Consider the following 22,787-nt stretch of genomic DNA (forward strand, 5'->3'; position numbering starts at 1 on the left):
GCTTGGCGCGCGGTAAGGGGCCCCGCGAACGGCAGCCCCCCTACCGCGTCCCCGCCAGGTCGAGGGAGGCCGCGACCCGTGCGGCCACGCTCTCCGCGTACATGACGTCCGCCCGCTCGAACTGCGACCGAGCGGCCCCCCGCAGGAAGGTCAGCACCCCCAGGGTCCGCCCCCGGCTGCGCAGCACCGCGCACAGGGCGTGCACCGTGGACTCCGGCCACTGCCGGGCGGCAGCCCACTCACGGGCCCGCTCGGCGCCGCCCCGACCGGCGCCCGCCCGCACGGACCCCAGCCGCTCCACGCACTGCGGCGCCGGATGCCCCTCCGGATAGCGCACGGGCAGCCGGGACTTGCCCCCGGGCACGCGCGGCCCGGGCGCCCCGGCCGGGGACGCGACGGTGCGGACGAGCCGCAGCTCGGGCTCCTCGCCCGCGACCACGTCGATCAGGGCGTGGTCGGCGAACCCGGCGAGGGCGAAGTCGAGCTGGACGGTGACGGCCTCCATCGGGTCCTCGCACTCGGCGGCGGCGCGGGCGGCCCGGTGCAGCTGCTGGGACCTGAAGCGCAGCTGCGCCGCCTCCTGCTCGGTCTGCTTGGCCTCGGTGACGTCCACGAAGAGCCAGCCCACGCCGAGCGGCACGGGCTCCTCGGCGAGCGGCGAGCCGAGCCGCAGGAAGCCGCTGCGCCAGCACCGCCGCTCCGGCTCACCGCCGTCGCCACCTTCCCCCCTTTCCCCGCTCTCCCCGCCGGCACCGCCACTCCCGCGCACGGCCACCCACATCTCGGCCGGCGCGGGCGGCGCCCCCTCGGCGAGTACGTGCGTGAGCGCGCTCTCCAGCTCCTCGACGCCCTGCGCGAGCACCTCGCCGAGCGGCCGCCCGAGCAGCGCCGTGCGGCCCGTGCGCAGGGCACGGGCCGCGTGTTCGTTCACCACGGCGGGGCGCAGGTCGGCGTCGACGACGACGACCCCCCACGAGGCGTTGTCGAAGAGGGCCTCGCTCAGCGCGATCGACCGCTCCAGGTCGATCTGGGCGTGCACCTCGCTGAAGGCGCAGTACACCCCGCTCGGCTTGCCGTCGCCGCCGCGCACGGAGGCGGACTGGGTCCGCACGAGCACCCGCCCGCCGTCCTTGGTGAGCAGGGCGAACTCGTCGACCCGCCGCCCCGGCGCGTGCATGGCCGAGAGCAGCCGCTCCTCGACCTCCGCCGCGTCGGCGGTGCGCACCGCCCAGCCCGCGAACCCGCGCCGCCCGACCGCCTCGTCGGCGCTCCAGCCGAGGATCCGCTCGGCCTCGCGGTTCCAGTGCGTCACGACGCCGTCGGCGTCGAACGCGCACAGCGCCGCGTCCATCCCGTCGAGGAGCGCCGCGAGCAGCTCGGCCCCGCCGGGCCGCGGTTCCTCGGGACCTAGTTCGTCGGTGGTTCCGCTCTGTCGGGAAGCACTCACCCGGACCTCCCTGCATGCCGTGTACTGCACGTCGTACCGCACGTCAGATCATTCAACTTGAACGAGACCCAGCACACAGGAAGTTCCCGGAAGTCGAGGCAACTCGTTGTTGATAGCGCCAATAGCGCCGGTCGCGCCCGCCCCGCCGGTTCCACCGGTCGCGCGCGCCCGAAAAACAGTTGAACGGCCGCCATGGGGTTCCTAGGGTGGGTGTCACTTCAGAGAGGAGGTGGTTCGGCAGATGTATGGAGTCCGGACGGAAGAGGTGACTGCGGGCTAGCGGCCCGCCACCACACCCAGTGCGGTGCCGGACCAGCGCGTGTGACAGGCGCGCAGCCGGCCGTAATCTCAGGCAGTCACCCGACCCGCGAGCCGCCGGTACGTCCGGCCGGCTTCCCCCGCCGCACGGCGGAGGAACCACGGCTCGCGGGTCGCTGCGTGTTCCCGCGCCCCGGCCTGCCCCCCCCGGAGTGCCGTCAGCCCTTGCTCACCGCGGTGAGGATCTCCGGCAGCCGCCCCGCCACCCGGGGAGCGGCGGTGCGCAGCCCCGCCCAGGTGACCGCGGCGCCGTAGGCCGTCCCCACGGGCAGCAGCAGCCACGTCCAGGAGGTGTGGTCCGCGGTGTGCAGCCAGATCGTGAGGGCGAGGACCGGGGCGCACAGGACGGCGGCGGCGAGCATGCCCCCGAAGATGGAGATCCAGGCGAGGCCGACCTGGCCCGGGGCGACGTTCTTGTAGCCCTGCTGCGGGATGGAGTACGGATAGCGGGCCGACGACCAGGCGCCGGTGGCCAGCATGGCGCCGAGGATCGCGAAGGACAGGCCGAGGGTCTCGGGCAGCGCGCGCCACTCGCCGAGCAGGGCCGTGGTCACGACGGTGACGAGGGCCGCGTACGGCAGGGTGACCACGAGCAGGGCGAGCGCGCGGGCGCGCAGTTCCTCGTACGCGTCCCGGGTGCCGGAGACCGTCATGGCGACCATCCAGAACGCCGACGTGTCCTGCCCGAACTGGTTGTACATCTGGATGCCGAGCATTCCGGCGGCGAAGCACGCGAAGTACACGGAACCGGTGTCCTGCACGGCGTTGAACACCGGCACGATCACACCGATGGCCAGGGACGTCACCCAGGCCGCCTTGGTCTTGGGGTCGCGCCACATGTAGCGGAGCGTGCGCTCCATGACGGGCCCGGTGCGGCCCGCGGGCAGCCGCGCGAAGAGACCGCCGCCGCGGCCCTTGCGGTCCGGTTCTGCCGCCGTGAGGGTCGAGCCGTCCGGCGCCGTCATGAGCCGGGTCAGGCTGTGCTGCCAGAAGCGCAGGAGCAGCAGCAGGGCGGCGAGGGACAGGGCGAGCTGGGCCGCCGCGGTGGCGTAGCGGGCCTCGCCGGTCGCGTGCACCGCCGAGAGCGCCGACGCGGGCGGGAGCCAGCCGAGGACGTCCGCGGCCGGGTCCAGCTCGCCGAGGCCCTGGTCGGAGGAGCCGATCCGCTGCGCCCCGAAGTTCACCAATTGCGCGCCGACCGCGATGACGAGCCCGCTGAGCACGGCGAGGTCCCGGCCCCTGCGGCTGGTGAGCAGGCGGATGTTGGCGGTGGCGACCGCGCGCGCGAGCGCCACACACACCAGCAGCGTCAGCGGTACGGCCACGACGCCCACCGCGAGTGCCGCCCCGCCCCGCGCCACGGCGATCACCGCGCCGAGTACCAGGCAGAGGGTGAAGAGCGGCCCGATGCCCACGAGCGAGGCGACGAGGAGGGCGCGCACGAGAGGGCGCGGCCGCAGCGGCAGCATCACCAGGCGGGTGGGGTCGAGCGTCTCGTCGCCGCCGGGGAAGAACAGCGGCATGACGGCCCAGCCGAGCGCGAGCACCGCGACGAGGAGGACCGACACCGTCGCGGCGTGCTCGTCGCCGCGCAGCAGGATCAGGCCGAGCAGCTGGAGCGCGGCGAAGAGCAGCGTCAGGACGGCGGAGGCCACATAGGCGGCGCGGCGGCCCGACGACTGGCGCAGGCCGTTGCGCAGGAGGGACAGCTTCAGGCGTACGAAGACGGGGGTCAGGCCCGGCGCCGCGGTCGGGGCGGGGACCGTCGCGGGGGCCGTCACCGGGTGCTCCCGCCGCCGAGCCAGTCCAGGTCCGTGCCCGCGTCGTGCCCGTGCGCGCCGACGAGTCCGAGGAACGCCTCCTGGAGCGTGGCCGCGTCGCCGCGGACCTCGGCGAGGGAGCCCTGGGCGCGGATGCGGCCCGCCGCGATGACGGCGACCCAGTCGCACAGGGACTCCACCAGCTCCATGACGTGGCTGGAGAAGACCACCGTCGCACCGGAGGCCGTGAAGCGTTCGAGGACGCCGCGGATCGTCTGCGCCGACACCGGGTCGACGCCTTCGAACGGTTCGTCGAGGAAGAGCACGTCGGGGTTGTGCAGGAGCGCCGCCGCGAGACCGATCTTCTTGCGCATGCCGGTCGAGTAGTCGACGACCAGTTTGTGCTGGGCGCCCGCGAGCCCGAGCACGTCCAGGAGCTGCGTGGCGCGCTTGTCGACCTCCGTGCCGGGCAGGCCCCGCAACCTGCCCGTGTACGCGAGGAGTTCCCGGCCCGAGAGCCGGTCGAACAGGCGCAGGCCCTCGGGGAGCACGCCGATGCGGGCCTTGACCTCGGCCGGGTCCTTCCAGACGTCGTGGCCGACGACCTCGACGGTGCCCTGGTCGGGGCGGAGCAGGCCGGTGACCATGGAGAGCGTGGTGGTCTTGCCCGCTCCGTTGGGGCCCACCAGGCCGATGAACTTCCCCGCGGGGAGGGTGAGGTCGATGCCGGCCACGGCGAGTTGCTCGCCGAAGGCCTTCCACAGGTTGTGCACGCGTACTGCCGCCTCGGTCACCGGTGTCCCCTTTTTTGTTGCCGCAGGCCGTCCGTGAACCCTACGTGGGGCTCCGTGAGCGGGGACTTCGCGGGTGACCGGGGTCGGGGCCGTGCCCACCCGTTCCACCCCTCGCGGACCAGTCGCCCACGGGGGGAAGCGCAGGGGAGAAGGGCGGGCGGGTGGGGAGGAACTACCTGCGGCGGGTCTCCCTGCCGCAGGCGTAGGACAGGGGGGAGATGATCTCCTCCGCGTCGGGGAGCCAGCGGTTGGCGGCGGTGGGGCGGCAGGCCCACTGGACGGCGCCGGACGCGCCGAAACGGGTCGGGGGCGCGGCGACGTAACCGCCCTCACCGAGGGTGATGAGGTCGAGCGTCGCGGGCGGCCAGCCGAGGGCGCGGATCAGGTCGGGGACCTTCGCCGCGACGCCGGGGAGCACGAAGAACTGCATGCGCCGGTCGGGCGTGCACGTCACAGGACCGAGCGTCAGCTCCATGCGCTCCATGCGGGCGAGGGCGAGGAACCCGGCGGTCTCGGGGACGTCGATCGCGTCGAACGTGCGCCCGGTGGGAAGCAGGATGGAGGCGTTCGGCTGCTTCGCCCACATGCGCCGGGCGACCGTCGCACTGCCGGTGGCCTGCGTGGGCCAGTCGTCGCGCACCGGGTGTGCGCCGGGCGCGGGGCACGCGTCCGCACCGCACGAGCAGCGCCAGGTGCCCTCGACGGACTCGAGCCAGGCGCCGGGGAAGACATCCCAGTGCCGTTCCTCCGCGTACCGCACGGCCGTGTCGGGCAGGGCCTCTCCGCGCTGCTGGGGGATCTGCGCGGCTGACGTCACTCCGATGGTCTCTTCCACGGAGGTCTCAACTGCCCGCGTCAGCAGGGGTTACGGGCTGTCATGTGCGCGGGGGAGGAGCATCGTTCCCCCCGCGGGGCGCATGGGAGCACAGGTGGGGGCGCGCATGGGCAAGGGGCGTCCGGCACGGGTAGCAAGGTCGAGGACAGTCGGAGTTCACCCAGCTTCACCCGGCTCGCTGACTTGCGCCGCATTCTGCCGTATGAGTCCAAGAAACATGATACTTCGGCAACTTGCTGCGTATCTGTGGTGTTTGTGGTGCATCTTCCGGTTGTCCCCAGGGCATTGATCATCTGGGCGATGCGGGCAAACCGGCCCGGACCGTTCCTCATTCGACATGACATCCGAAGTTCCAGATGGTCCACGGTGCACACCAGGGGGTACGCCATGGCCGCCAGGCCTCTCGTCGCGCGGCAGCCCAACGAACGGCTGCAGGCGCTCATTCAGGAAGCCGGCTGTTCCAACGCCGGCCTGGCCCGTCGCGTGAACATGTGCGGCGCGGAGCACGGTCTCGATCTTCGTTACGACAAGACGTCGGTGGCTCGCTGGCTGCGCGGCCAGCAGCCGCGCGGGCGCGCGCCCGGCATCATCGCCGAGGCGCTCGGCCGCAAGCTGGGGCGCACGGTCACGATCGACGAGATCGGCATGGCGAACGGCAAGAACCTCGCCTCCGGCGTGGGACTTCAGTTCTCGCCCACCGTTCTCGGCGCCATCGAGCAGGTCTGCGAGCTGTGGCGCAGCGACGTGGGCCGGCGGGACTTCCTGTCCGGCTCGTCCGTCGCCGCCTCCGCCCTCGTGGAGCCGAGCAGGGACTGGCTCATCTCCTCGCCGGACGCCCAGGTCGGCCGGACGGCCGGGCCGCGCGTCGGGCTCTCGGACGTGGCCGCCGTCAAGGCGATGACGGAGGCCCTCACCCAACTCGACCACCAGTACGGCAGCGGGCACGTGCGGCCCGTCGTCGTGCACTATCTGAACTCGGTGGTGTCCGGGCTGCTCGCGGGCTCGTACCGCGAGTCGGTGGGCCGCGAACTGTTCGCCGCCGTCGCCCGGTTGACGGAACTCGCCGGGTACATGGCGGTGGACACCGGCCAGCCCGGCCTCGCCCAGCGCTACTACATCCAGGCCCTGCGCCTGGCCCAGGCGGCGGGCGACCGGGCGTACGGCGGCTATGTCCTCGCGGCGTCGATGAGCCATCTCGCCGCGCAGTTGGGCAATCCTCGGGAGATTTCCCAGCTCGCGCGGGCGGCGCAGGAGGGGGCGCGCGGGCGCGTCACGCCGCGCGCCGAGTCCATGTTCTACGCCGCGGAGGCGCGGGGCCACGCGCTGCTCGGTGACGCCCGGTCCACGCAGGCCGTCGCGGGCCGCGCGGTCGAGGCGATGGAGCGGGCCGCGGGCGAGGAGGGCTCGGGCGACGACCCGGTGTGGATCCGCCACTTCGACCCGGCGTATCTGGCCGACGAACTGGCGCACTGCCACCGCGATCTGGGCCAGGCGGACGCCGCCGCCCGGCGCGCGGAGGAGTCCCTCGCCGGGCATCCGCCGACCCGGGCGCGGCGGCGCGCCATCGGTCTCGTCCTGCTCGCCACCGCCCAGGTCCAGCGGCGCGAGGTCGAACAGGCCTGCCACACCGGCATGAAGGCCGTCGAGCTCCTCGGCACCCTGCGGTCCAACCGCGGCGCCGAGTACCTGGACGACTTCCAGCAGCGGCTCGAACCGTTCCGGGAGGAGCCGGTGGTACGCGAGTTCGGGGCGAGGCTCGACCTCCAGGCGGCGTGACGGCCGCCACGGCGACGGACGGGGGCGGTCTTGGGCCGCCCCCGTCCCCGCGGGCTCCCTTTTCGGCCAGGGCGCCTCGTCCCCTCCCCCTCGCGGCAACCCCAGACAACCCTCGACAACCTTCGACCCCCTCAACAGCGTCTCCCCCCTGACTTCTGTTACTCGTGTGCCGTCCGTGACAGGAGCGGCGTGCGGCGGGCTCTGAGCTGCGTGGCAGAGCGCCGCGGGGACCCGGTAGCGTGAGCCGACGTTCCGAAGGTCCCCCATTCGTAGGAGTCCCGGTGACGCAGCAGAGCGGGCAAGGCGCTGCTTCCTCCGAGCCGCAGCAGCCCCCGGCGCGACACGCGTACGAGGGCATCGTGCTGCCCGCGGACGGCAGTGCGCCCCTGATGCCGGGCACCACCGGCGACCACGCCGCCCCACCCGTCGGCAGCCCCTGGGGCGACCCGTGGGGCCCCGCCCCCTCGGCGCCGGCGCCACCTGCACCGGGCGGGGGCGAAACGTGGGGCGACCCCTACCAGGACGCCACGGAACCCTCCGCTCCGCCGCGGACCGGAATGCCGCTGCCTCCCGAGGGCACACCGCCGGCGCGGACGCCGCTGCCGCCCGAGGGGGCGGGCCAGGGGTACGCGCCGACGCCGGGACGGATACCCGGCCAGGACCAGGACCCCCTGTCCGGGCCGGGGCCGATCCCCGCGGAGGGCGGCACCTACCCGCCGCAGCCCCCGTACACCCAGCACCAAGCGCAGGCGCAGCCGCAGGGCGGGTACGAGGGCCAGGGTCATCCGCAGGGCGGGTACGAGGATCAGGGTCATCCGCCGGGTGGGTACGAGGGCCAGAGGCATCCCCAGCATCCGCAGCAGACGCCGCAGCCGTATCAGCCGTACCAGCAGCAGGCCCACCAGGAGCCGCACGCCCAGTACGAGCACCACCACCAGCAACAGCCGCACGCCCAGCACCAGCAGCCGTCGTACCAGTCCCAGGGTCAGCCCCAGGGTCAGCCGCAGAGCGAGTCCCAGGGTCGGCCCCAGGGCGAGTCCCAGGGTCGGCCCCAGGGCGAGTCCCAGGGTCGGCCCCAGAGCATGCCGCTGCCGCCCGCCGCCCCGAGCGTGCCGCTGCCGCCCGTCGACCGGGGCGCCGCGCACGGCGGCCACTTCCCGTCGCCGGGACAGTACGACGCGTACGGGAACACCGGCTCCGGGCAGCACGCGGGCCCCGCGCACACCGCGTACCAGGGCGGCCAGCCCGCCGCCGGGGCCGCCCGCACCGGGGGGACCGGAGGCGGCCGGCACGCGGCGGCCGCGCCGATGCCCACCGGGCCCGACGCCGAAGCCACCCAGTTCATCGCGCCGGTCGCCGACGGGGCCCCGGGCGCGCTGCCGCCCGAGCGCCCCGCCGACGGCGCCACCCAGTTCCTCGGCCGCGCCGCGGACGTCTTCCCGGGCGGCGCCGCGCACGGGGTCCCGGACGACAACGCGCCCACCCAGTTCATCGCTCCCGTCACGGACGGCGGCGCGCCCGCGGGTCCCGCCGCCCAGTCGCCCTCCGCCGGATACGGCGTGCGCCCCGGGGCGCCCGGTGACCGGCAGCCGCCCGCCGAGTTCGACAGTCTCTTCCGCCGGGAGCCGGAGCCCGAGGGACCCGCGTCCACGCAGCAGATGCCCCGGTTCCAGGAGCCCGGCCCCGGCCCCGCCGCCGAGCCGACGTCGATGCCGCAGCCGGACGCCGGGGGGAGGCGGCGCGGGCGCGGCGGTTCCAAGACGCCGTTGCTCGCGGCCGTCGGCGTGGGCATCGCCGTGCTCGGCGTCGGCGCGGGCGCGCTGCTCAGCGGTGGCGGTGGCGGCGGGGGCGACGGCGAGGAGGCCAAGGACGACAGCCAGCCACTGGCCTCGACCGCCGCGCCCAAGCGCGACAAGCCCTCGCCGACCGCGGACCCGGCCAAGAAGCAGGCCGTCGCCCTGGACAAGCTGCTCGCGGACAGCAACAACAGCCGCGAGACCGTGATCGGCGCCGTACGCGACGTGGGGAAGTGCACGAACCTCAAGCGGGCGGCCACCGACCTGCGGGCCGCGGCCAGGCAGCGCGACGGTCTCGTCGGCCGCCTGTCAGGTCTCTCCGTGGACGAGCTGCCCGCGAACTCCCGTCTGACCGCGGCGCTCAACAAGGCGTGGAAGGCGTCCGCGTCCGCGGACAACCACTACGCCGCGTGGGCCGACCAGGTCGCCCGCAAGAAGGGCTGCCGCAAGGGCCACGCCCGCCAGACCAGCCACTCGGCCGCGGGCAACCGCGCGAGCGGCGAGGCCACCCAGGCCAAGCAGCAGGCCGCGACCCTGTGGAACGCGATCGCCCAGAAGCACGGCCTGACCAAGCGGGACAAGGCGCAGCTGTAGGGACGCGGCCGGTGGCCGCGGTCCTCTCAGCGGGCTGATTCCAGCGTCTTCTCCACGTCGACGAACGCCTTGCGGGCAAGGACGAGGCGGCCGTCCCGCACCACCTGGAAGGTGACGGCCGCGTTCACCAGGCGCGGGTAGTCGCTCGCCGCGAGCATGTCCTCGAAGCGCCAGCTCAGCAACGGCGTGAGCCCGCCGGTGTCCACGCGCAGGCCCTGGTCGAGGGTGCGCCGCAGCGAGCGGGGGGTGACGGAGTCGCCGTTCAGCGACTCGACGGCCTGCTTCAGGACGGTGTACGCGATCCAGGTGGTCTGGACGCCCGCGTCCGCCGCGTCCACCCGGTTGTCGCCGAAGGCCTGCTCTCGGATGACCTCGCGCATCTTGGACCAGCGCCGGTCGCTGCCGTCCGGGTACCAGCCGGTGACGTAGGCGCCTTCGTACGGGCCCTTCGCGCCGCCCGTGCGGTCGATCAGGGACTGGTCGACGCTGCCGAGCACGGAGGCGGTGCGCACCGGCGGATAGTCGTCCTCGGTGCGCCGGAAGGAGTCGAAGAACGTGTCCGTGCGGGTGCCGAGCGCGGCCGCGACGCACCCTGCCCTGCCCTGCCCGGCGCGCTTGCCGCCGGAGACGGAGGCGGAGGCGATGCCGGTGCCGCCGCCGCCCCGGGACGCGCGGGCGAGGGCCTGCTCGGCCTGTGCCGTGTAGTCCGTGCCGTCCTCGGGGGCCCGGATGTCCGTGGAGGCGGCGCGGTGGTCCTGGGCGAGGCCGGAGTCGAGGAGCTTGGAGAGGCTGTCGCCCGCGATGGTGTCGGGCCGGACGAGGGAGACCCGTTCGCAGACCCCGGCGAGCTGCCGTCCGTTGCCCGCGAGCAGCGCGGGCTGCCCGCCGTTGACGGGGTACGACAGCGGGCTGGAGAACTCCTCGTCGGTGAGGCCGTAACCGCCGATGTAGGGGATGCCCGCCGACTCCAGGGGGCCCATGAAGGCGCGGCCGTGCTGGCTGTAGGAGCCGACGACGGCGGCCACGTTCTTCTTGACGGCCTCGCGCGCGCAGTTGCCCGCGCTGGTCGGGTCGTTGCGCTCGTTGCAGCTGACGACTTCGAGTTTGCGGCCGTCCAGGCCGCCGTTGGCGTTCACCCAGCGGGCGTAGGCCTCGGCCATCGCGGGCATGCCGGGCTTGTTGGTCGCCCGGGTGTGGTCCGGCGCCCAGGTCATGACCTTGACGGGGTCATCCTCGGCACCCCCCGTGGTACCGGGGATGACCCCGCACCCGACGGCCAGGGACGCACACGCCGTCACGGCAACCATGCCCACCAGCGCTTTTCGCGCTCGATGCGCGGTTTCGACGGGACGGGGAGGGAAGACGCGTCGCAAGGCGGTCATGGACACGCACGATTCCGTCAACGGGCCAACCGCGGAGTGACGCGTACGCAACGGCTGGTGACGGCCGCGTGAACGGGTGGGGCCGTACACGCGGGGATGATGTGGGAACGTACGATCGATGACCGTGCAAGGAACGGAGAAGTCTTCCCGTCGTGGCCGTCGGTCGACGACCATAGGCGGCATGCCAACGAACGACATGCCGTGGTGGCGCTGGCGCAGCAATGTGCGCTCGGCGCTGCACATGCTCTCGGACCCGGTCTTCCAGCGGGAGTGCTGGCTCGCGGGGCGCGAGGAGTACGGGGACGTGACCGACGCCGTGTACCGCCTTGTCGAGGACACGTGGCTGGACAACTGGTCGGCGGAGAAGTACGTCGGGACGATCTTCCGCGACCAGCAGGAGGCGGCGCTCGTCGACGCCGCCGTGCTGCGGGTGCTGCGGATCATGCACGAGGTCGGCCCGGACGCGGCGGTGTCCGTGTACCTGGGCCACCCGGGCTGGCCGGACGCGGTGCGGGCGGCACGGGAGGCGCATGTGCGGCTCGCGGGCGGGGACGGGGACGACCCGGACGGGGAGCCGCGGACCCTTGAGGTCCTGCGGATCCTCACCCGGTCGGGGTGACTCGCTGCTTGTGCTCTTGCGTTCCCGGTCGGGGCGACCTGCGGCGCGGGTACGCGGTCGGGCAGGACCGCGGTGTATGGGACCCTGGGCGGATGAACGAGCAGTCCGCCGTCGCAACTGAGCCGCGCGCCGAGCAGTGCGTCCTCACGCTGTCCTGCCCCGACAAACAGGGCATCGTCCACGCCGTGTCGAGCTATCTCTTCATGACCGGCTGCAACATCGAGGACAGCCAGCAGTTCGGCGACCACGACACCGGGCTCTTCTTCATGCGGGTGCACTTCTCGGCCGAGGCGCCCGTGTCCCTCGACAAGCTCCGGGCGAGCTTCGCCGCGATCGGTGACTCCTTCCAGATGGACTGGCAGCTGCACCGGGCCGACGACCGGATGCGCGTCGTGCTCCTCGTGTCGAAGTTCGGGCACTGCCTGAACGACCTGCTGTTCCGCTCCCGCATCGGCGCGCTGCCGGTGGAGATCGCCGCGGTCGTCTCCAACCACACGGACTTCGCCGAGCTTGCCGCCTCCTACGACGTGCCCTTCCACCACATCCCGGTCACCCGGGACACCAAGCCCGAGGCCGAGGCGCGGCTCCTGGAGCTCGTGCGGGCGGAGAACGTCGAGCTGGTCGTTCTCGCCCGGTACATGCAGGTGCTCTCCGACGACCTGTGCAAGCAGCTCAGCGGGCGGATCATCAACATCCACCACTCGTTCCTGCCGAGCTTCAAGGGCGCGCGGCCGTATCACCAGGCGCACGCCCGGGGTGTGAAGCTGATCGGTGCCACCGCGCACTATGTCACCGCGGATCTTGACGAGGGGCCGATCATCGAGCAGGAGGTCGAGCGGGTGGGGCACGGGGTCACTCCCGATCAGCTTGTCGCCGTCGGGCGGGATGTCGAGTGTCGGGCGCTTGCGCGGGCTGTGCAGTGGCATGCGGAGCGGCGCATTCTCCTGAACGGTCACCGCACCGTCGTCTTCGCCTGACCCTCCCCTCTCCCACCCGCCCGCCCGTTTCCCCCCGGCCACGGGGTGGGCGCCTCCTGCGGGGGTCGCTCGCCGTCGGCGGCTGCGGGGCCGCTCCTGCCCCACCCGCTCCGCGGCCGGATGGCTCCCCACCCGCCCGCCCGTTTCCCCCCGGCCTCGGGGTGGGCGCCTCCTGCGGGGGGTCGTTCGCCGTCGGCGGCTGCGGGGGCCGTTCCTGTCCCGCCCGCTTCGCGGCCGGATGGCTCCCCACCCGCCCGCCCGTTTCCCCTCATCGGCGGGTGGACGCCCCTTGCGGTGCGCACCCGCCGTCGGCGGCTGCGGGCCGTTCCTGCCCCGCCCGTCTCCCCCCGGCCACGGGGTGGGCGCCTCCTGCGGGGGTCGCCCGCCGTGGGCGGCTGCGGCCGTTTCTGTCCCGCCCGCTTCGCGGCCGGATTGCTCCCCACCCGCCCGCCCGTTTCCCCTCATCGGCGGGTGGACGCCCCTTGCGGTGCTCACCCGCCGTCGGCGACTGCGAGCCGTTCCTGCCCCGCCCGCTCCGCGGCCGCATCGCTTCCCGCCCGCCCCGCGGGGGCCCCTGCGGCGGCACCCGCCGACGATGGCCAACCCCCACAGGAGACGTCAACGTGCGGCGGAGCAGAAGCGGGCGGGCGGGTGGGAGAGGTTCGACCCCGCGGAGGGCGGGGGGCGGAAAGGTACCGGAGGGCGCCCCGCCCGGGGGTGCTTACAGGCGGCTCAGGGAAGCCGCCGCGAAGAGGACGTCGCGGATGGCTTCGCGGTCGCCCACCTGGCCGGCGGCCGCCTCCTCGGGAGCGACGTGCCCGGCGGCCAGGCGGCAGAACTCGACCCCGTCGAGCGCGATGTGCGCGACCTCGCACTCGGCGGACCCACTGGCCCCGGGCGAGTCGAGCGGAATGAACCACTCCCCGCCGCCGACCCCCTCCACCTCAAGCCGCAGGCTGCGCCCCGGCGCCCCCGCGACGACCAGCTCACGCGACGGCGCCGCCCGCCCGGCCCGCCGCCGCTCGGCCAGCGTCGCGGGCAGCATCCGCGCGGCCAGGTCGATCATGTGGTGCAGATGCCGGGGCGAGGGCGGCTCGTAGGGATAGTCCACCGCCTCCGCGATGTCCTCCGCGTGGATCCAGCACTCGAAGGCCCGCTCCACCATGGAGTCCCGCAGCGGCATCGCGAACGTCCGGCCACCCCCGTCGCCCTCGGCGTCCGCGGTCGCCGTGCCCCCGGTGCCGTACTCCACGGGGAGCCGCCCCGAGCCGCCGCCCGCGAACGACACCGTCCTGATCAGTTCGTGGGTCTGGTCCCGCCAGGGCCCGCGCACCGCCCGCGTCGGCGGGAAGCGCGACGCGCTCCAGAACGCCTCCGTGCGCCACGTGGGATGCGGCACCGGCGGCGCGTCGGGACCCAGCGGATCGGTGAGGCCGAGCGCGGCCCCCACCAGGCCGTCCACGGCGAGCAGATGGGCGATCACCCCGGCCACGGTCGTCTTGCGGTTCACCGGCACATCGTCCTCGAACCACCTCAGGCGGACCGGGGCGTGCCACTCGGCGTCCCCGATGTCCTGGAGCAGCGCGTCGAGCCGCGCCGTCTCGGCGTCGTACGGAGCGGCCCACTCCGGCAGCGGGATGCGCGGCGGGCGGCGGCCGAGGCAGCTCTCCAGGACCCGGGTGCGCAGCCGCGGGTCCAGGTCGAGGCTCTCCTCGGGGTGCAGCAGGCCGACGGCGTCCCGCAGCCGCAGCGCCTCCTCCGCGCACGGCCCGCACGTGCCCAGATGCTCCTCGACGGCCATCGCCTCCGGCGCCGAACAGGCGGACAGCGCCCAGGCGCCGAGCAAGGACCTCAGGACGTCGTGGCCGAGGCCGTGCCCCACCGGGGCCCCGGGCTCGGCAGGCGCCTCCGGCTCGCCCGTGACCTCGGGCACCTCCGGCAGCGGCAACCCGCTGTCCTCGAGCGACGACCGCGGTGCCGGTATCCGCGGAGCCCCGCGGCCGGGGTGCCGGTTGTCTCCGGGGACTCGGCCCGGCCCCTCGCCGTCGTACGGATCCGGCTGGTCGGGCCTGTTCACAGTGCTCTCCCGTAGCCATGGGCCCCGGTGTCGGTCGGTCCTTCGGTGCGGGCGGGGGTGTCGTGGGCGGTGGCGAGCAGCTGGAGGCCGAGGCGGAGTCTGCGGCGGGCCTCGTCCTCGGTGACACCGAGGTCCGCGGCCGTCTGGCGGTAGTCACGGCGCTGGAAGTAGGCCAGCTCCAGGGCGGCGCGCAGCGGGGCGGGCATGGCCGTGACGATGTAGTCGGCGCGGGCGGCGGCGGAGGCGCGGCGGACCTTGCGCTCCAGGTCCTCCGGGGTGCCGTGGCCGCCGCGGGCCAGGGCGGCGGACTCGGTGTGCCGCAGCCTGCGGACGGCCTGCTGGTGGGCGAGCGTGGCGATCCACGAGCGCAGCGGGCCCTGCCTGGGGTCGTACGCCTCGGGGTTCTCCCAGATGTGGGTGAACACCTCGCGCGTGATGCGGTCGGCCGCCGCCACGTCGCCGAGCACGCGGTACGCGAGGCCGTGCACCAGTGAGGCGAAGTGGTCGTACAGCTCGCCGAGCGCGGCTGCTTCGCCGTGCGCCAGGCGCTGCTGCATGCGGCGGTCCCAGCGGCGTGGCGCGTCCTTCGGCATGCGGCCCCCTCGTGCGCTCGCCGTCGTCCCCGGCCTCGTTGCCCCGGTTGCTTCGAATGTAGTCGGCGTCACTGACAGCGCACCGCCCTTTCCCCTCGCTTTCATGTTCTTTGCGGCAAAGCGGGGCTGTGTACGGCCACGGATGATATTGAAAGCCGCCCCCGGATCCGGGTGCCCGGACCCGGGGCCCCCAAAGCCCTCTTTCGGGACGCATGGGGCCCTGGTGTTTCATGGAACCGCCGCGGGGCAGCCGCGAGAGAAGAAACGAAGGAGCTGCTTCCGGATCGGTGGACGAGGGGCTGGCGCGTGTCGTTGAAGGTGGCCGTGGGTGAGCAGGGCGACTGGGTCGTGCTGCGGGTGTCGGGGGAGATGGACCTCCTGGCCTCGCCCGCGCTGCGCCAGCGCGTGCACGACGCCGTGGCCGACGGCCGCCGCAGCCTGGTGCTCGACCTGTCCGACGTGTTCTTCTGCGACTCGAGCGGCGTCGGCGTACTGATCACCACGCGCCGTCTGATGCGGTCCTGCCGCGGCAGGCTGCGCCTGATCCTGCCCGCGCAGGGCGCGGTCGACGGCTCGCACGTCAACCGCGTGCTGGCCGCGCTCGGTGTGCGGCGGCTCTTCGAGGTCTACCCGGACGCGGAGGCGGCGGTCGACGACGCCGCCGCGCCGCTGACCGCGTAGGGCCGTGACCATGACCGCGAGACGGCCCGGCGGAACCGGAACCCTGATCGGAGGACCGGCCGCGGGGCCGGGCCGCACCCGGGCGACAGCGAAGCGGAACCCTGTCTCCCGGACAAGATCGGTCTCCTGATACAACCGTCCCGGACGGCCCCGTCGTCGCTGCGCCCGCCAGGTCGCACAGGTGTCCGTGACACACCTTTGTCGTGGAATTCCCGCGGTCTTGGCACAGGCGTTGCTTTTCCGCCTCCTGGCGGCCGACGGCGTCGTACGCTCCTGGACAGACACCTGTAGGACGGCTCACGCGGCCCCGGCCGCGGCGGCCGGACCCCCCAACCGCATGAGAAGTGAGGCGGCCCGAAGACCATGGACAGTGCCGAGTACGAACGCAGGATCGCGGCCCGTTTCGCCACCTTCGACCAGGACGGCAACGGCTACATCTCCCGTGAGGACTTCAGCACGGCGGCCAAGGTGCTGCTCGCCGAGTTCGGGGTGGCCGCGCGGTCCGAGAAGGGCCAGGCCCTGTACATCGGGGCCGAGGCGTTCTGGCAGGGCATGGCGGGCATCGCCGACCGGGACGGCGACCAGCGCATCACCAAGGACGAGTTCGTGGGCGGGGCCGTGAAGCGGCTGCGCGACAACCCGGCACGGTTCGCGGAGATCGCCCGCCCGTTCCTGCACGCGCTGATCGCCCTGGCGGACGGCGACGGCGACGCCTCGGTGACCCCCGAGGAGGTCCAGCGGGCCCTGCGCGCCCTCGGCGTGGACTCCTCCCTCGCCGAGCAGTCCGCCGCCGCCCTGGGCCCGGTGACGGAGGACCAGGTGGTCAAGGCGTTCGCGAAGTACTTCACCGTCCCCGAGTAGCGCGCCCGGCTCAGTGTGAGAACCGCTCCCGCAACTTGTACTTGAGGACCTTCCGCAAGCCCTCGTTGCGGGGCAGCGCCGGCACCACCTCGACCTGCTCCGGCACCTTGTACGCCGCGAGGCCCCGCGCACGCAGGTGCGCCGCGGCCTGTGCGAGCGTCAGCCCGGTGGTGCCGGGCGCCCCTTCGACGACGGCGCAGACGCGCTCCCCGCGCTCCGGGTCGGGCAGTCCGATCACCGCCACGTCGGCCACCGCGGGGTGGGTGTGCAGCAGGTCCTCGATCTCCTTGGCGGAGACGTTCTCGCCCTTGCGGATGATGATGTCCTTTGCGCGGCCGGTGAGCACCAGATGGCCGGTTTCCCGTACGTGTCCGAGGTCGCCGGTGATGAGGAAGCCGTCCTCGTCGAAGGCCGCGCGCGTGGCGGCCTCGTCCAGGTAGCCCCGGCAGACCGCCTCGCCGCGCAGCCGCACCTCGCCGTCCGTGCCCGGGGGCAGTTCCCTGCCGTCGGCGCCGGTGACGCGGATCTCCATGCCCGCGGGCGGGCGGCCCTCCGTGGTGGCGAGGTGTTCCGGGGTGTCGTCGGGGTCGCCCATCGTGATCATCGGTACTTCGGTCATGCCGTAGCCGTGGGTGAGGCGGCAGCCGAGCTCGCGGACCACGGCGTGGTAGATCTCGGGCGGTTTGGGGGCGCCGCCGCCCGCGAGCAGCCGGAGCGCGGGGAGCAGCCTGCGGCCCGGCTGCTTGCGCTGCTCGGCGAGGAACATCGAGTAGAACGCGGTGGAGCCGCCCGCGACCGTCACCCCGTGCCGCCGGTACCCGGCCAGCGCGTCCGGGAGCGCGAAGTGCTCGAACATGACGGCGGGGAAGCCGTACAGGAGCAGCATCACCGTGTAGTCGGGGCCCGCGACGTGCGCGAAGGGGAAGGCCATCGAGCCCACGTCGGCCGGGGTGAGGCGCAGGGCGTGCGCCAGGCAGGAGCCGCCGGCGAGCAGCGAACGGTCGGTGTGCAGGACGCCCTTGGGGTCGGACGTCGTGCCGGACGTCCAGTAGATCCAGCGCACCGCCCGGCCGTCGGCGGGTGGTGCGGGCAGCAGCCCCGGATCGCCCTCGGGCAGGTCGTCGTACGCGGTGAACACGCCGCGCGCGCCGAGCCGCCGGGCCATGTCCAGGTGGTCGTGACCCCGCCACACGCCCGGTACGGCGAAGAACTCGGCCCCGGACTCCCTGAGCGCGAAGCCGACCTCGCGGTCCCGGTGGAAGGGGATCAGGGGGGACTGGACGGCGCCGAGCCGGGCGAGGGCGAAGGACAGGACGGCTGTCTCGACGCGGGTGGGCAGCTGCCAGGCGACGACCGTTCCGGGGCGCACCCCCATGCCGTACAGGCCCGCCGCCACCTGCTCGCAGCGCTCCCGCAGGCCGCCGAAGGTCAGCGTCCGGTCGTCGGCGGGGTCCGCTGCGGCCTGGATCAGGGCGGGGGCGTCCGGGGTGAGGGCGGCGCGGCGCTCGACGAGGGCCCAGAGCGTGGCGCAGGCGCTCAGGGCGTGGGCGGTGTCCTGGTGCACGGCGGCCCCCTCGTGGCCCGCGCGGGGTGGAGTGCGGCGCGCGGAAACGTGACTGACGACCCGTCAGGTATGGCGAGAGCGTAGGGCTCTGCTCCTTGTCGGTCCAGGGGTGCGGGGCTAGCCTGCGAACCGGCGCCCAGAACTGACGCAGCATCAGAAACCGTCGCGCGAGGGGACCTCGATGGACCTGACGTACACCGAGGAGGAGAAGTCCTTCCGGGCCGGACTGCGGGACTGGCTCGCGGACGTGCTGCCCGGGCTGCCCGCCAGGCCCTCGCCCGACGACTGGCCGGGGCGGCGGGCGTACGACACCGGATGGCAGCGGATGCTGTACGACGCGGGGTACGGCGAGGTGCACTGGGACGCGGCTCCCGCCCTGCGGTTGATCTTCCTGGAGGAGACGGAGAAGGCGGGGGCACCCTACGTGGGCGCCAACTTCGTCGGGCTGCTGCACGCGGGCCCCACCATCGCCGCCGAGGGCACCCCCGAGCAGCGCGCCCGCTGGCTGCCGCCCGTGCTGCGCGGCGACGAGGTGTGGTGCCAGGGCTTCAGCGAACCGGACGCCGGGTCCGACCTCGCGGCCTTGCGCACGCGCGCCCTGCGGGACGGCGACTGCTATGTGGTGAGCGGTTCCAAGATCTGGACCTCGCACGCCGAGGTCGCCGACTGGTGCGAACTCCTGGTGCGCACCCGGCCCGTGAGCGCGGACGCGCCCAAGCACCGCGGCATCACCTGGCTCGCCCTGCCGATGGACGCCGCGGGCATCACCGTACGGCCGCTGCGCACGCTCACGGGCACCGCGGAGTTCGCCGAGGTGTTCCTCGACGAGGTGCGGGTGCCGGTCGCGAACCGGGTGGGAGCCGAGAACGACGGATGGCGCGTGTCCATGGTGACGCTGTCCTTCGAGCGCGGCACCGCCTTCGTGGGGGAGGTGGTGGCGTGCAGGCGGCTGCTCGGCGAGCTGGCCGGGGAGGCGCGCGCGAACGGGCGCTGGGACGACCCGGCGCTGCGCCGCCGCCTCGGGCGGCTGAGCGCGGAGTTCACCGCCCTGTGGCGGCTGACCCAGTGGAACGTCTCCGCCGCCGGGCGCACCGGGGGCGTGCCGGGCGCCGGGGGCTCCGTCTTCAAGCTGCGCTACTCGCACGCCCGCCAGGAGCTGTACGACGCCGCGGCCGACGTGCTCGGGCCCGGCGCCCTCGACCTGGAACGGCCCTGGGCCGTCGAGCGGCTCTCCGCGCTGTCGTACACCATCGCCGCGGGCACCTCGCAGATCCAGCGCACCATCGTCGCCGAGCGCGTCCTCGGCCTGCCGAGAGGGCGGTGAGCCACGCGTGGACTTCCAACCGAGCGAGGAGCAACGGGCGTTGCGGCACGGCATCAGGGACGTCATGGAGGGCCGCTTCGGGCGGGACGCGCTGCGTGCCGCGGTCGAGGCCCCCGCCCTCGACCGGGAGCTGTGGCGGGCCATCGGCGAGGCGGGGTTCTTCGCGCTGTGCGTGCCCGAGGACGCGGGCGGCGTCGGCCTCGGCCTGCCCGAGGCCGTGCTCGCCTTCGAGGAGGCGGGCCGGGTGCTGCTGCCCGGGCCCGCCGTGGCCACTTTCCTCGCGGCCGGTGACGTCGAGGGCGCCGCGGCGGGCGAGACCGTCGTCACCGCCGTCGAGGGGGAACTCGTGCCCTGGCTGGAGGAGGCCGACGTGGTGCGCGGGGACGCGGACGGCGCGGTGGCCGTGCGCTCCGTGGACCCGCTGACGCCACTGCACCGCGTACCGGCTGCGCCGAACGCCGGGCGCGACCGCCGTGACCTGCGCGACCGGCGCGACTGCGGTGACCCGGGTGGCCGGCATGACCTGCGCGACTGCCGTGACCCGGGCGACCGGCGTCATCCGAGTGACCTGCGCGACCGCCGTGACCCGAGTGACCGGCGCGACCCGCGCCCCCCGCGCCACCCGCCCGCTCCGGCGCACGTCGCCTCCCTCCTGCGCGCCGCCGAACAGCTGGGCTCCGCCGCGCGTACGTGTGAGTCGGCCGTGCAACACGCCCGCTCCCGGGAACAGTTCGGCGGCCCCGTGGGGCGCTTCCAGGCGGTGCAGCACCTGTGCGCCGAGATGCTGGTCCGGGTGGAGCTGGCCCGGGTCGCCGTGTACGCCGCCGCCGTCACCGGTGACCGTCTCGAGGCCGCCGGGGCCCGGCTGCTCGCCGACGACGCCGCCGTGCGCAACGCCCGTGACTGTCTCCAGGTGCACGGCGGCATGGGGTTCACGTGGGAGTCCGACGTTCATCTGCACCTGAAGCGGGCCTGGGTGCGGGCCGGGCTCGGCGCGGGTGCCCGGCAGGCGGAGGAAGATCTTGCCGGGGCCCTGTGAGGGCGGTTCGGCTACGGAGCGTCGATATCGGGTTGTGTCCTACGCGTGACTCGTCACGACGCGGAGTCGGTGCCGGGCTCCGGTACCTTGGGTCAGATGCGAGTGGTCCTGAGGCCGTGCCAGGCCGGTGTTGCCCCCGAGGCGGCTCCGTGCCTGGTGACGCGTGCTTCTCGGCGCGCAGGACAAGGTCGGGGCCCCGCCTGTTCGACCCCCCGCGATGTGCGTCGCACAGTATGCCGCACGCGTACTCCTTCGCGCTGGAATATGCCCGAAGCGCTTGTTGGGGTGACTCAACGTCAACCATGCTGTGTCGCAAGGGGATCACGGTCCGTGATCCCCTGGAGCCACGAGGCGATGTGTCCGCCGGTTCGGATGGTGTGAGCGGTGCAGGTGCTTCAAGTTCAGCTGGAAGTCGGGCCGGATCCCGCGGAAGTGGGCCGGGCGCGCAGATGGGCCCGCTCCCGGCTCGCCGGGTCGGGCATAGCTGCCGACGAGCCGGTGGCCGAGACGCTGATCCTGCTGATCTCGGAGCTCGTCACCAACGCCGTGGTGCACACGGGCTGTCCGGCGGTCCTGAGCATGCTGCTCCCCGGCCTGCCCACCGACGAGCCGGGCACCGTCCGCGTGGAGGTCACCGACCGCAGCACCTGCCCGCCCCGGCCTCGGCGCGCGGAGGGCGACGACACCAACGGCCGCGGCCTGGAACTCGTCGACGGCCTGGCCGACCGCTGGGGCTGGCGGCACGAGGGCGCGGGCAAGAGCATCTGGTGCGAGGTGGACCGCTGCGAGACGGGCACCCCCGCCGACACCTTCGCCGGCACCACCCACCAGGACTTCCACGGCACCACCCACCAGGACTTCGAGGGTGCCACCCACCAGGATTTCGGTGGCTCGTCCCATCAGGGCGTCGCGTACGAAGCCGTGTGACCCCCGGCCGCCCCCCACGCCCTCCCGTGTGCCGTGACACCCCACGACGCGCGCCCCCGCGCCCCCCGAGTCGCCCGGCATGCCGCCCCGTGCGCCGTCCCGTGCCTCCGTGCGCGGCCGTGCGCGGGCATGGGTATATCCGGCAAACACCGCACAACGCCAATTCGGTGTTGACGCGGAGTGACCCATTGATCACGCTGGTCGCAGCGGTCCGCCGCGAGGGGACGCCGAGGGGCGCTGGTGCCTGTGGCCCGGCCCTCGGCGAGGTGCGGGCCGTGATTCGGCGTGGTGCTCCCCCAGGGCGGCAAGGGGGGCGGGGCCCGTACGCCGGAGCCGGATGGCGGCGCGCCGGACAGCGCTCGGGGCGGGCGCGGACGCGCCGCCACCCGACGTCTCCGGCGGGGCGCGGGCCGGGGGCCGGGGTCACAGGACGGCGACCGGGGCCACCGGAGAGCCCGTCGCACCCAGGAAGGGCTCGGGCGTCGCCGACAGCAGGAAGGCGTACCGGCCCGCTTCTCCACAGGCTGTGGACAGTTCCTCCAGATTCCAGTTCTGCCCCTGCGGCATGCCCATCTCGACCAGGTGGAGGGCGTGCACCGGCAGCCACAGGTTCTCGATCTCCGGCGGGAAGATCTCGAAGGTGAGCGTGTCGTTGGCGACGGCCGCCACGTCGCGCGCGTGGAACCACAGCGGTGTCCGCACCGAGAGACCCGGCGACGACCGCGCGTAGGCGTTCCTGTCGCCCGCGAGATACACCTGGACCTGCCCCGTGCGTACGAGGACGATGTCGCCCGCGCCGACCGTGACGCCCCCGAACTCCTCGGCACCGTCGAGGTCTTCGCAGGTCACCGCGTGACCGGCGGGCAGCCGCGGCAGGCCCTTGGCGGCGGCGACGTCGAGGAGGACGCCGCGCGAGACGACGTGGGCGGCCGTGGCGATGGAGCTGAACCTGGCGCCCTCGTGCGCGGTGATCGTGTCGGCGGGGCGGCCGTTGTAGAGCAGGCCCGAGTGCGAGGCGTGCGGCAGGGCGTCCCAGTGGGTGGCCGCCTGAAGGCCCATCGTCACGGTGTCGTCGCTGGTGGCGACCGTGTCCGGGCCGAAGATCCGCTGATTGATCTGCACCATCGTGTGCAGCGGGTTGACGCGGCCGGGGATCGTGCCGGACTGGACGCCGTCCCGGCGCAGCGGCAGCGCGAGCGGCACGCGGCGCCCCGTGCGGACCGTGGCGGCGGCGGTGCGCACCACCGCGTCGGTGATCAGGTTCAGGGTCCCGATCTCGTCGTCGGCGCCCCAGCGCCCCCAGTTGTTCACGCGCCCCGCGAGGTCGAGGTACGCGGGCGGCATGGCACGCGTCGGTGGCACGGCGGGCGGGTCCGGTGTGGTCGGCGCTGACATGGATGCTCCCCGGGGCTTGTCTTCCGGT

18 protein-coding genes are annotated in these 22,787 nt (G+C 73.9%); 9 read left to right on the forward strand and 9 right to left on the reverse strand.

Going from position 1 to position 22,787, the window contains the following annotated elements:
- Positions 1–40: 40 nt before the first annotated feature.
- From ACH4DX_RS22125 to ACH4DX_RS22140, 4 genes are all read right to left on the reverse strand, one after another.
- Positions 41–1,447, reverse strand: coding sequence for a PAS domain-containing protein (locus ACH4DX_RS22125; RefSeq protein ID WP_398156357.1), 1,407 nt, complete (start codon positions 1,445–1,447; stop codon positions 41–43).
- 476 nt (positions 1,448–1,923) lie between these two features.
- Positions 1,924–3,546 (reverse strand): transporter, encoded by a 1,623-nt coding sequence (locus ACH4DX_RS22130; RefSeq protein ID WP_398156358.1) that lies wholly within the window; start codon positions 3,544–3,546, stop codon positions 1,924–1,926.
- The gene (locus ACH4DX_RS22135) at positions 3,543–4,319 is read right to left on the reverse strand and encodes an ABC transporter ATP-binding protein (RefSeq protein WP_398156359.1); all 777 of its coding nucleotides are present in this window, start codon (positions 4,317–4,319) and stop codon (positions 3,543–3,545) included. Before ACH4DX_RS22135 ends, ACH4DX_RS22130 begins: the two co-directional genes overlap by 4 nt.
- A gap of 172 nt (positions 4,320–4,491) precedes the next feature.
- Positions 4,492–5,154, reverse strand: coding sequence for a bifunctional DNA primase/polymerase (locus ACH4DX_RS22140; protein WP_398156360.1), 663 nt, complete (start codon positions 5,152–5,154; stop codon positions 4,492–4,494).
- A 387-nt stretch (positions 5,155–5,541) separates the two neighbouring features.
- Here ACH4DX_RS22140 and ACH4DX_RS22145 point away from each other — a divergent pair, with 387 nt between their 5' ends.
- Together ACH4DX_RS22145 and ACH4DX_RS22150 are read left to right on the forward strand one after the other, a co-directional pair.
- Positions 5,542–6,930: a transcriptional regulator gene (locus tag ACH4DX_RS22145; RefSeq protein ID WP_398121202.1), complete on the forward strand. Its 1,389-nt coding sequence runs from the start codon at positions 5,542–5,544 to the stop codon at positions 6,928–6,930.
- A 281-nt stretch (positions 6,931–7,211) separates the two neighbouring features.
- Positions 7,212–9,320 (forward strand): hypothetical protein, encoded by a 2,109-nt coding sequence (locus tag ACH4DX_RS22150; RefSeq protein WP_398156361.1) that lies wholly within the window; start codon positions 7,212–7,214, stop codon positions 9,318–9,320.
- 26 nt (positions 9,321–9,346) lie between these two features.
- Here the strand turns inward: ACH4DX_RS22150 and ACH4DX_RS22155 are convergent, their stop codons facing one another.
- Positions 9,347–10,702 (reverse strand): ABC transporter substrate-binding protein, encoded by a 1,356-nt coding sequence (locus ACH4DX_RS22155; protein ID WP_398156362.1) that lies wholly within the window; start codon positions 10,700–10,702, stop codon positions 9,347–9,349.
- Between the two features lie 118 nt (positions 10,703–10,820).
- On the opposite strand from ACH4DX_RS22155, the gene ACH4DX_RS22160 reads away from it, so the two are divergent.
- Positions 10,821–11,321 (forward strand): hypothetical protein, encoded by a 501-nt coding sequence (locus ACH4DX_RS22160; protein ID WP_398121208.1) that lies wholly within the window; start codon positions 10,821–10,823, stop codon positions 11,319–11,321.
- Between the two features lie 92 nt (positions 11,322–11,413).
- A complete protein-coding gene (purU, locus tag ACH4DX_RS22165) occupies positions 11,414–12,298 on the forward strand; it encodes a formyltetrahydrofolate deformylase (RefSeq protein ID WP_398156363.1) in 885 nt (294 codons plus the stop codon).
- A gap of 721 nt (positions 12,299–13,019) precedes the next feature.
- On the opposite strand, the gene ACH4DX_RS22170 is transcribed toward purU, so the two are convergent.
- Both ACH4DX_RS22170 and ACH4DX_RS22175 read right to left on the reverse strand, forming a co-directional pair.
- On the reverse strand, positions 13,020–14,375 hold the full coding sequence (locus ACH4DX_RS22170; protein ID WP_398121212.1) for a zf-HC2 domain-containing protein: 1,356 nt from the start codon (positions 14,373–14,375) through the stop codon (positions 13,020–13,022).
- Positions 14,372–14,968: a sigma-70 family RNA polymerase sigma factor gene (locus tag ACH4DX_RS22175; RefSeq protein ID WP_398121214.1), complete on the reverse strand. Its 597-nt coding sequence runs from the start codon at positions 14,966–14,968 to the stop codon at positions 14,372–14,374. The genes ACH4DX_RS22170 and ACH4DX_RS22175 overlap by 4 nt, the downstream gene beginning before the upstream one ends.
- Positions 14,969–15,274: 306 nt before the next feature.
- Here ACH4DX_RS22175 and ACH4DX_RS22180 point away from each other — a divergent pair, with 306 nt between their 5' ends.
- Entirely contained in the window at positions 15,275–15,649 is a 375-nt protein-coding gene (locus tag ACH4DX_RS22180; protein ID WP_398121216.1) for an STAS domain-containing protein, read from the forward strand.
- 363 nt (positions 15,650–16,012) lie between these two features.
- Entirely contained in the window at positions 16,013–16,510 is a 498-nt protein-coding gene (locus tag ACH4DX_RS22185; protein ID WP_398121218.1) for an EF-hand domain-containing protein, read from the forward strand.
- A gap of 10 nt (positions 16,511–16,520) precedes the next feature.
- Here ACH4DX_RS22185 and ACH4DX_RS22190 read toward each other — a convergent pair whose 3' ends face one another.
- On the reverse strand, positions 16,521–18,074 hold the full coding sequence (locus tag ACH4DX_RS22190; protein WP_398156364.1) for a class I adenylate-forming enzyme family protein: 1,554 nt from the start codon (positions 18,072–18,074) through the stop codon (positions 16,521–16,523).
- A 181-nt stretch (positions 18,075–18,255) separates the two neighbouring features.
- Between ACH4DX_RS22190 and ACH4DX_RS22195 the strand changes: the two genes are divergently transcribed.
- From ACH4DX_RS22195 to ACH4DX_RS22205, 3 genes are all read left to right on the forward strand, one after another.
- On the forward strand, positions 18,256–19,398 hold the full coding sequence (locus tag ACH4DX_RS22195) for an acyl-CoA dehydrogenase family protein (RefSeq protein ID WP_398156365.1): 1,143 nt from the start codon (positions 18,256–18,258) through the stop codon (positions 19,396–19,398).
- 7 nt (positions 19,399–19,405) lie between these two features.
- The gene (locus ACH4DX_RS22200; RefSeq protein ID WP_398156366.1) at positions 19,406–20,437 is read left to right on the forward strand and encodes an acyl-CoA dehydrogenase family protein; all 1,032 of its coding nucleotides are present in this window, start codon (positions 19,406–19,408) and stop codon (positions 20,435–20,437) included.
- A gap of 384 nt (positions 20,438–20,821) precedes the next feature.
- A complete protein-coding gene (locus tag ACH4DX_RS22205; RefSeq protein WP_398121226.1) occupies positions 20,822–21,364 on the forward strand; it encodes an ATP-binding protein in 543 nt (180 codons plus the stop codon).
- Positions 21,365–21,787: 423 nt separating this feature from the next.
- Here the strand turns inward: ACH4DX_RS22205 and ACH4DX_RS22210 are convergent, their stop codons facing one another.
- On the reverse strand, positions 21,788–22,708 hold the full coding sequence (locus ACH4DX_RS22210; RefSeq protein WP_398156588.1) for a cyclase family protein: 921 nt from the start codon (positions 22,706–22,708) through the stop codon (positions 21,788–21,790).
- Positions 22,709–22,787 lie beyond the last annotated feature (79 nt).

Source organism: Streptomyces sp. NPDC017940, from assembly GCF_044328435.1.
Lineage (GTDB): Bacteria > Actinomycetota > Actinomycetes > Streptomycetales > Streptomycetaceae > Streptomyces.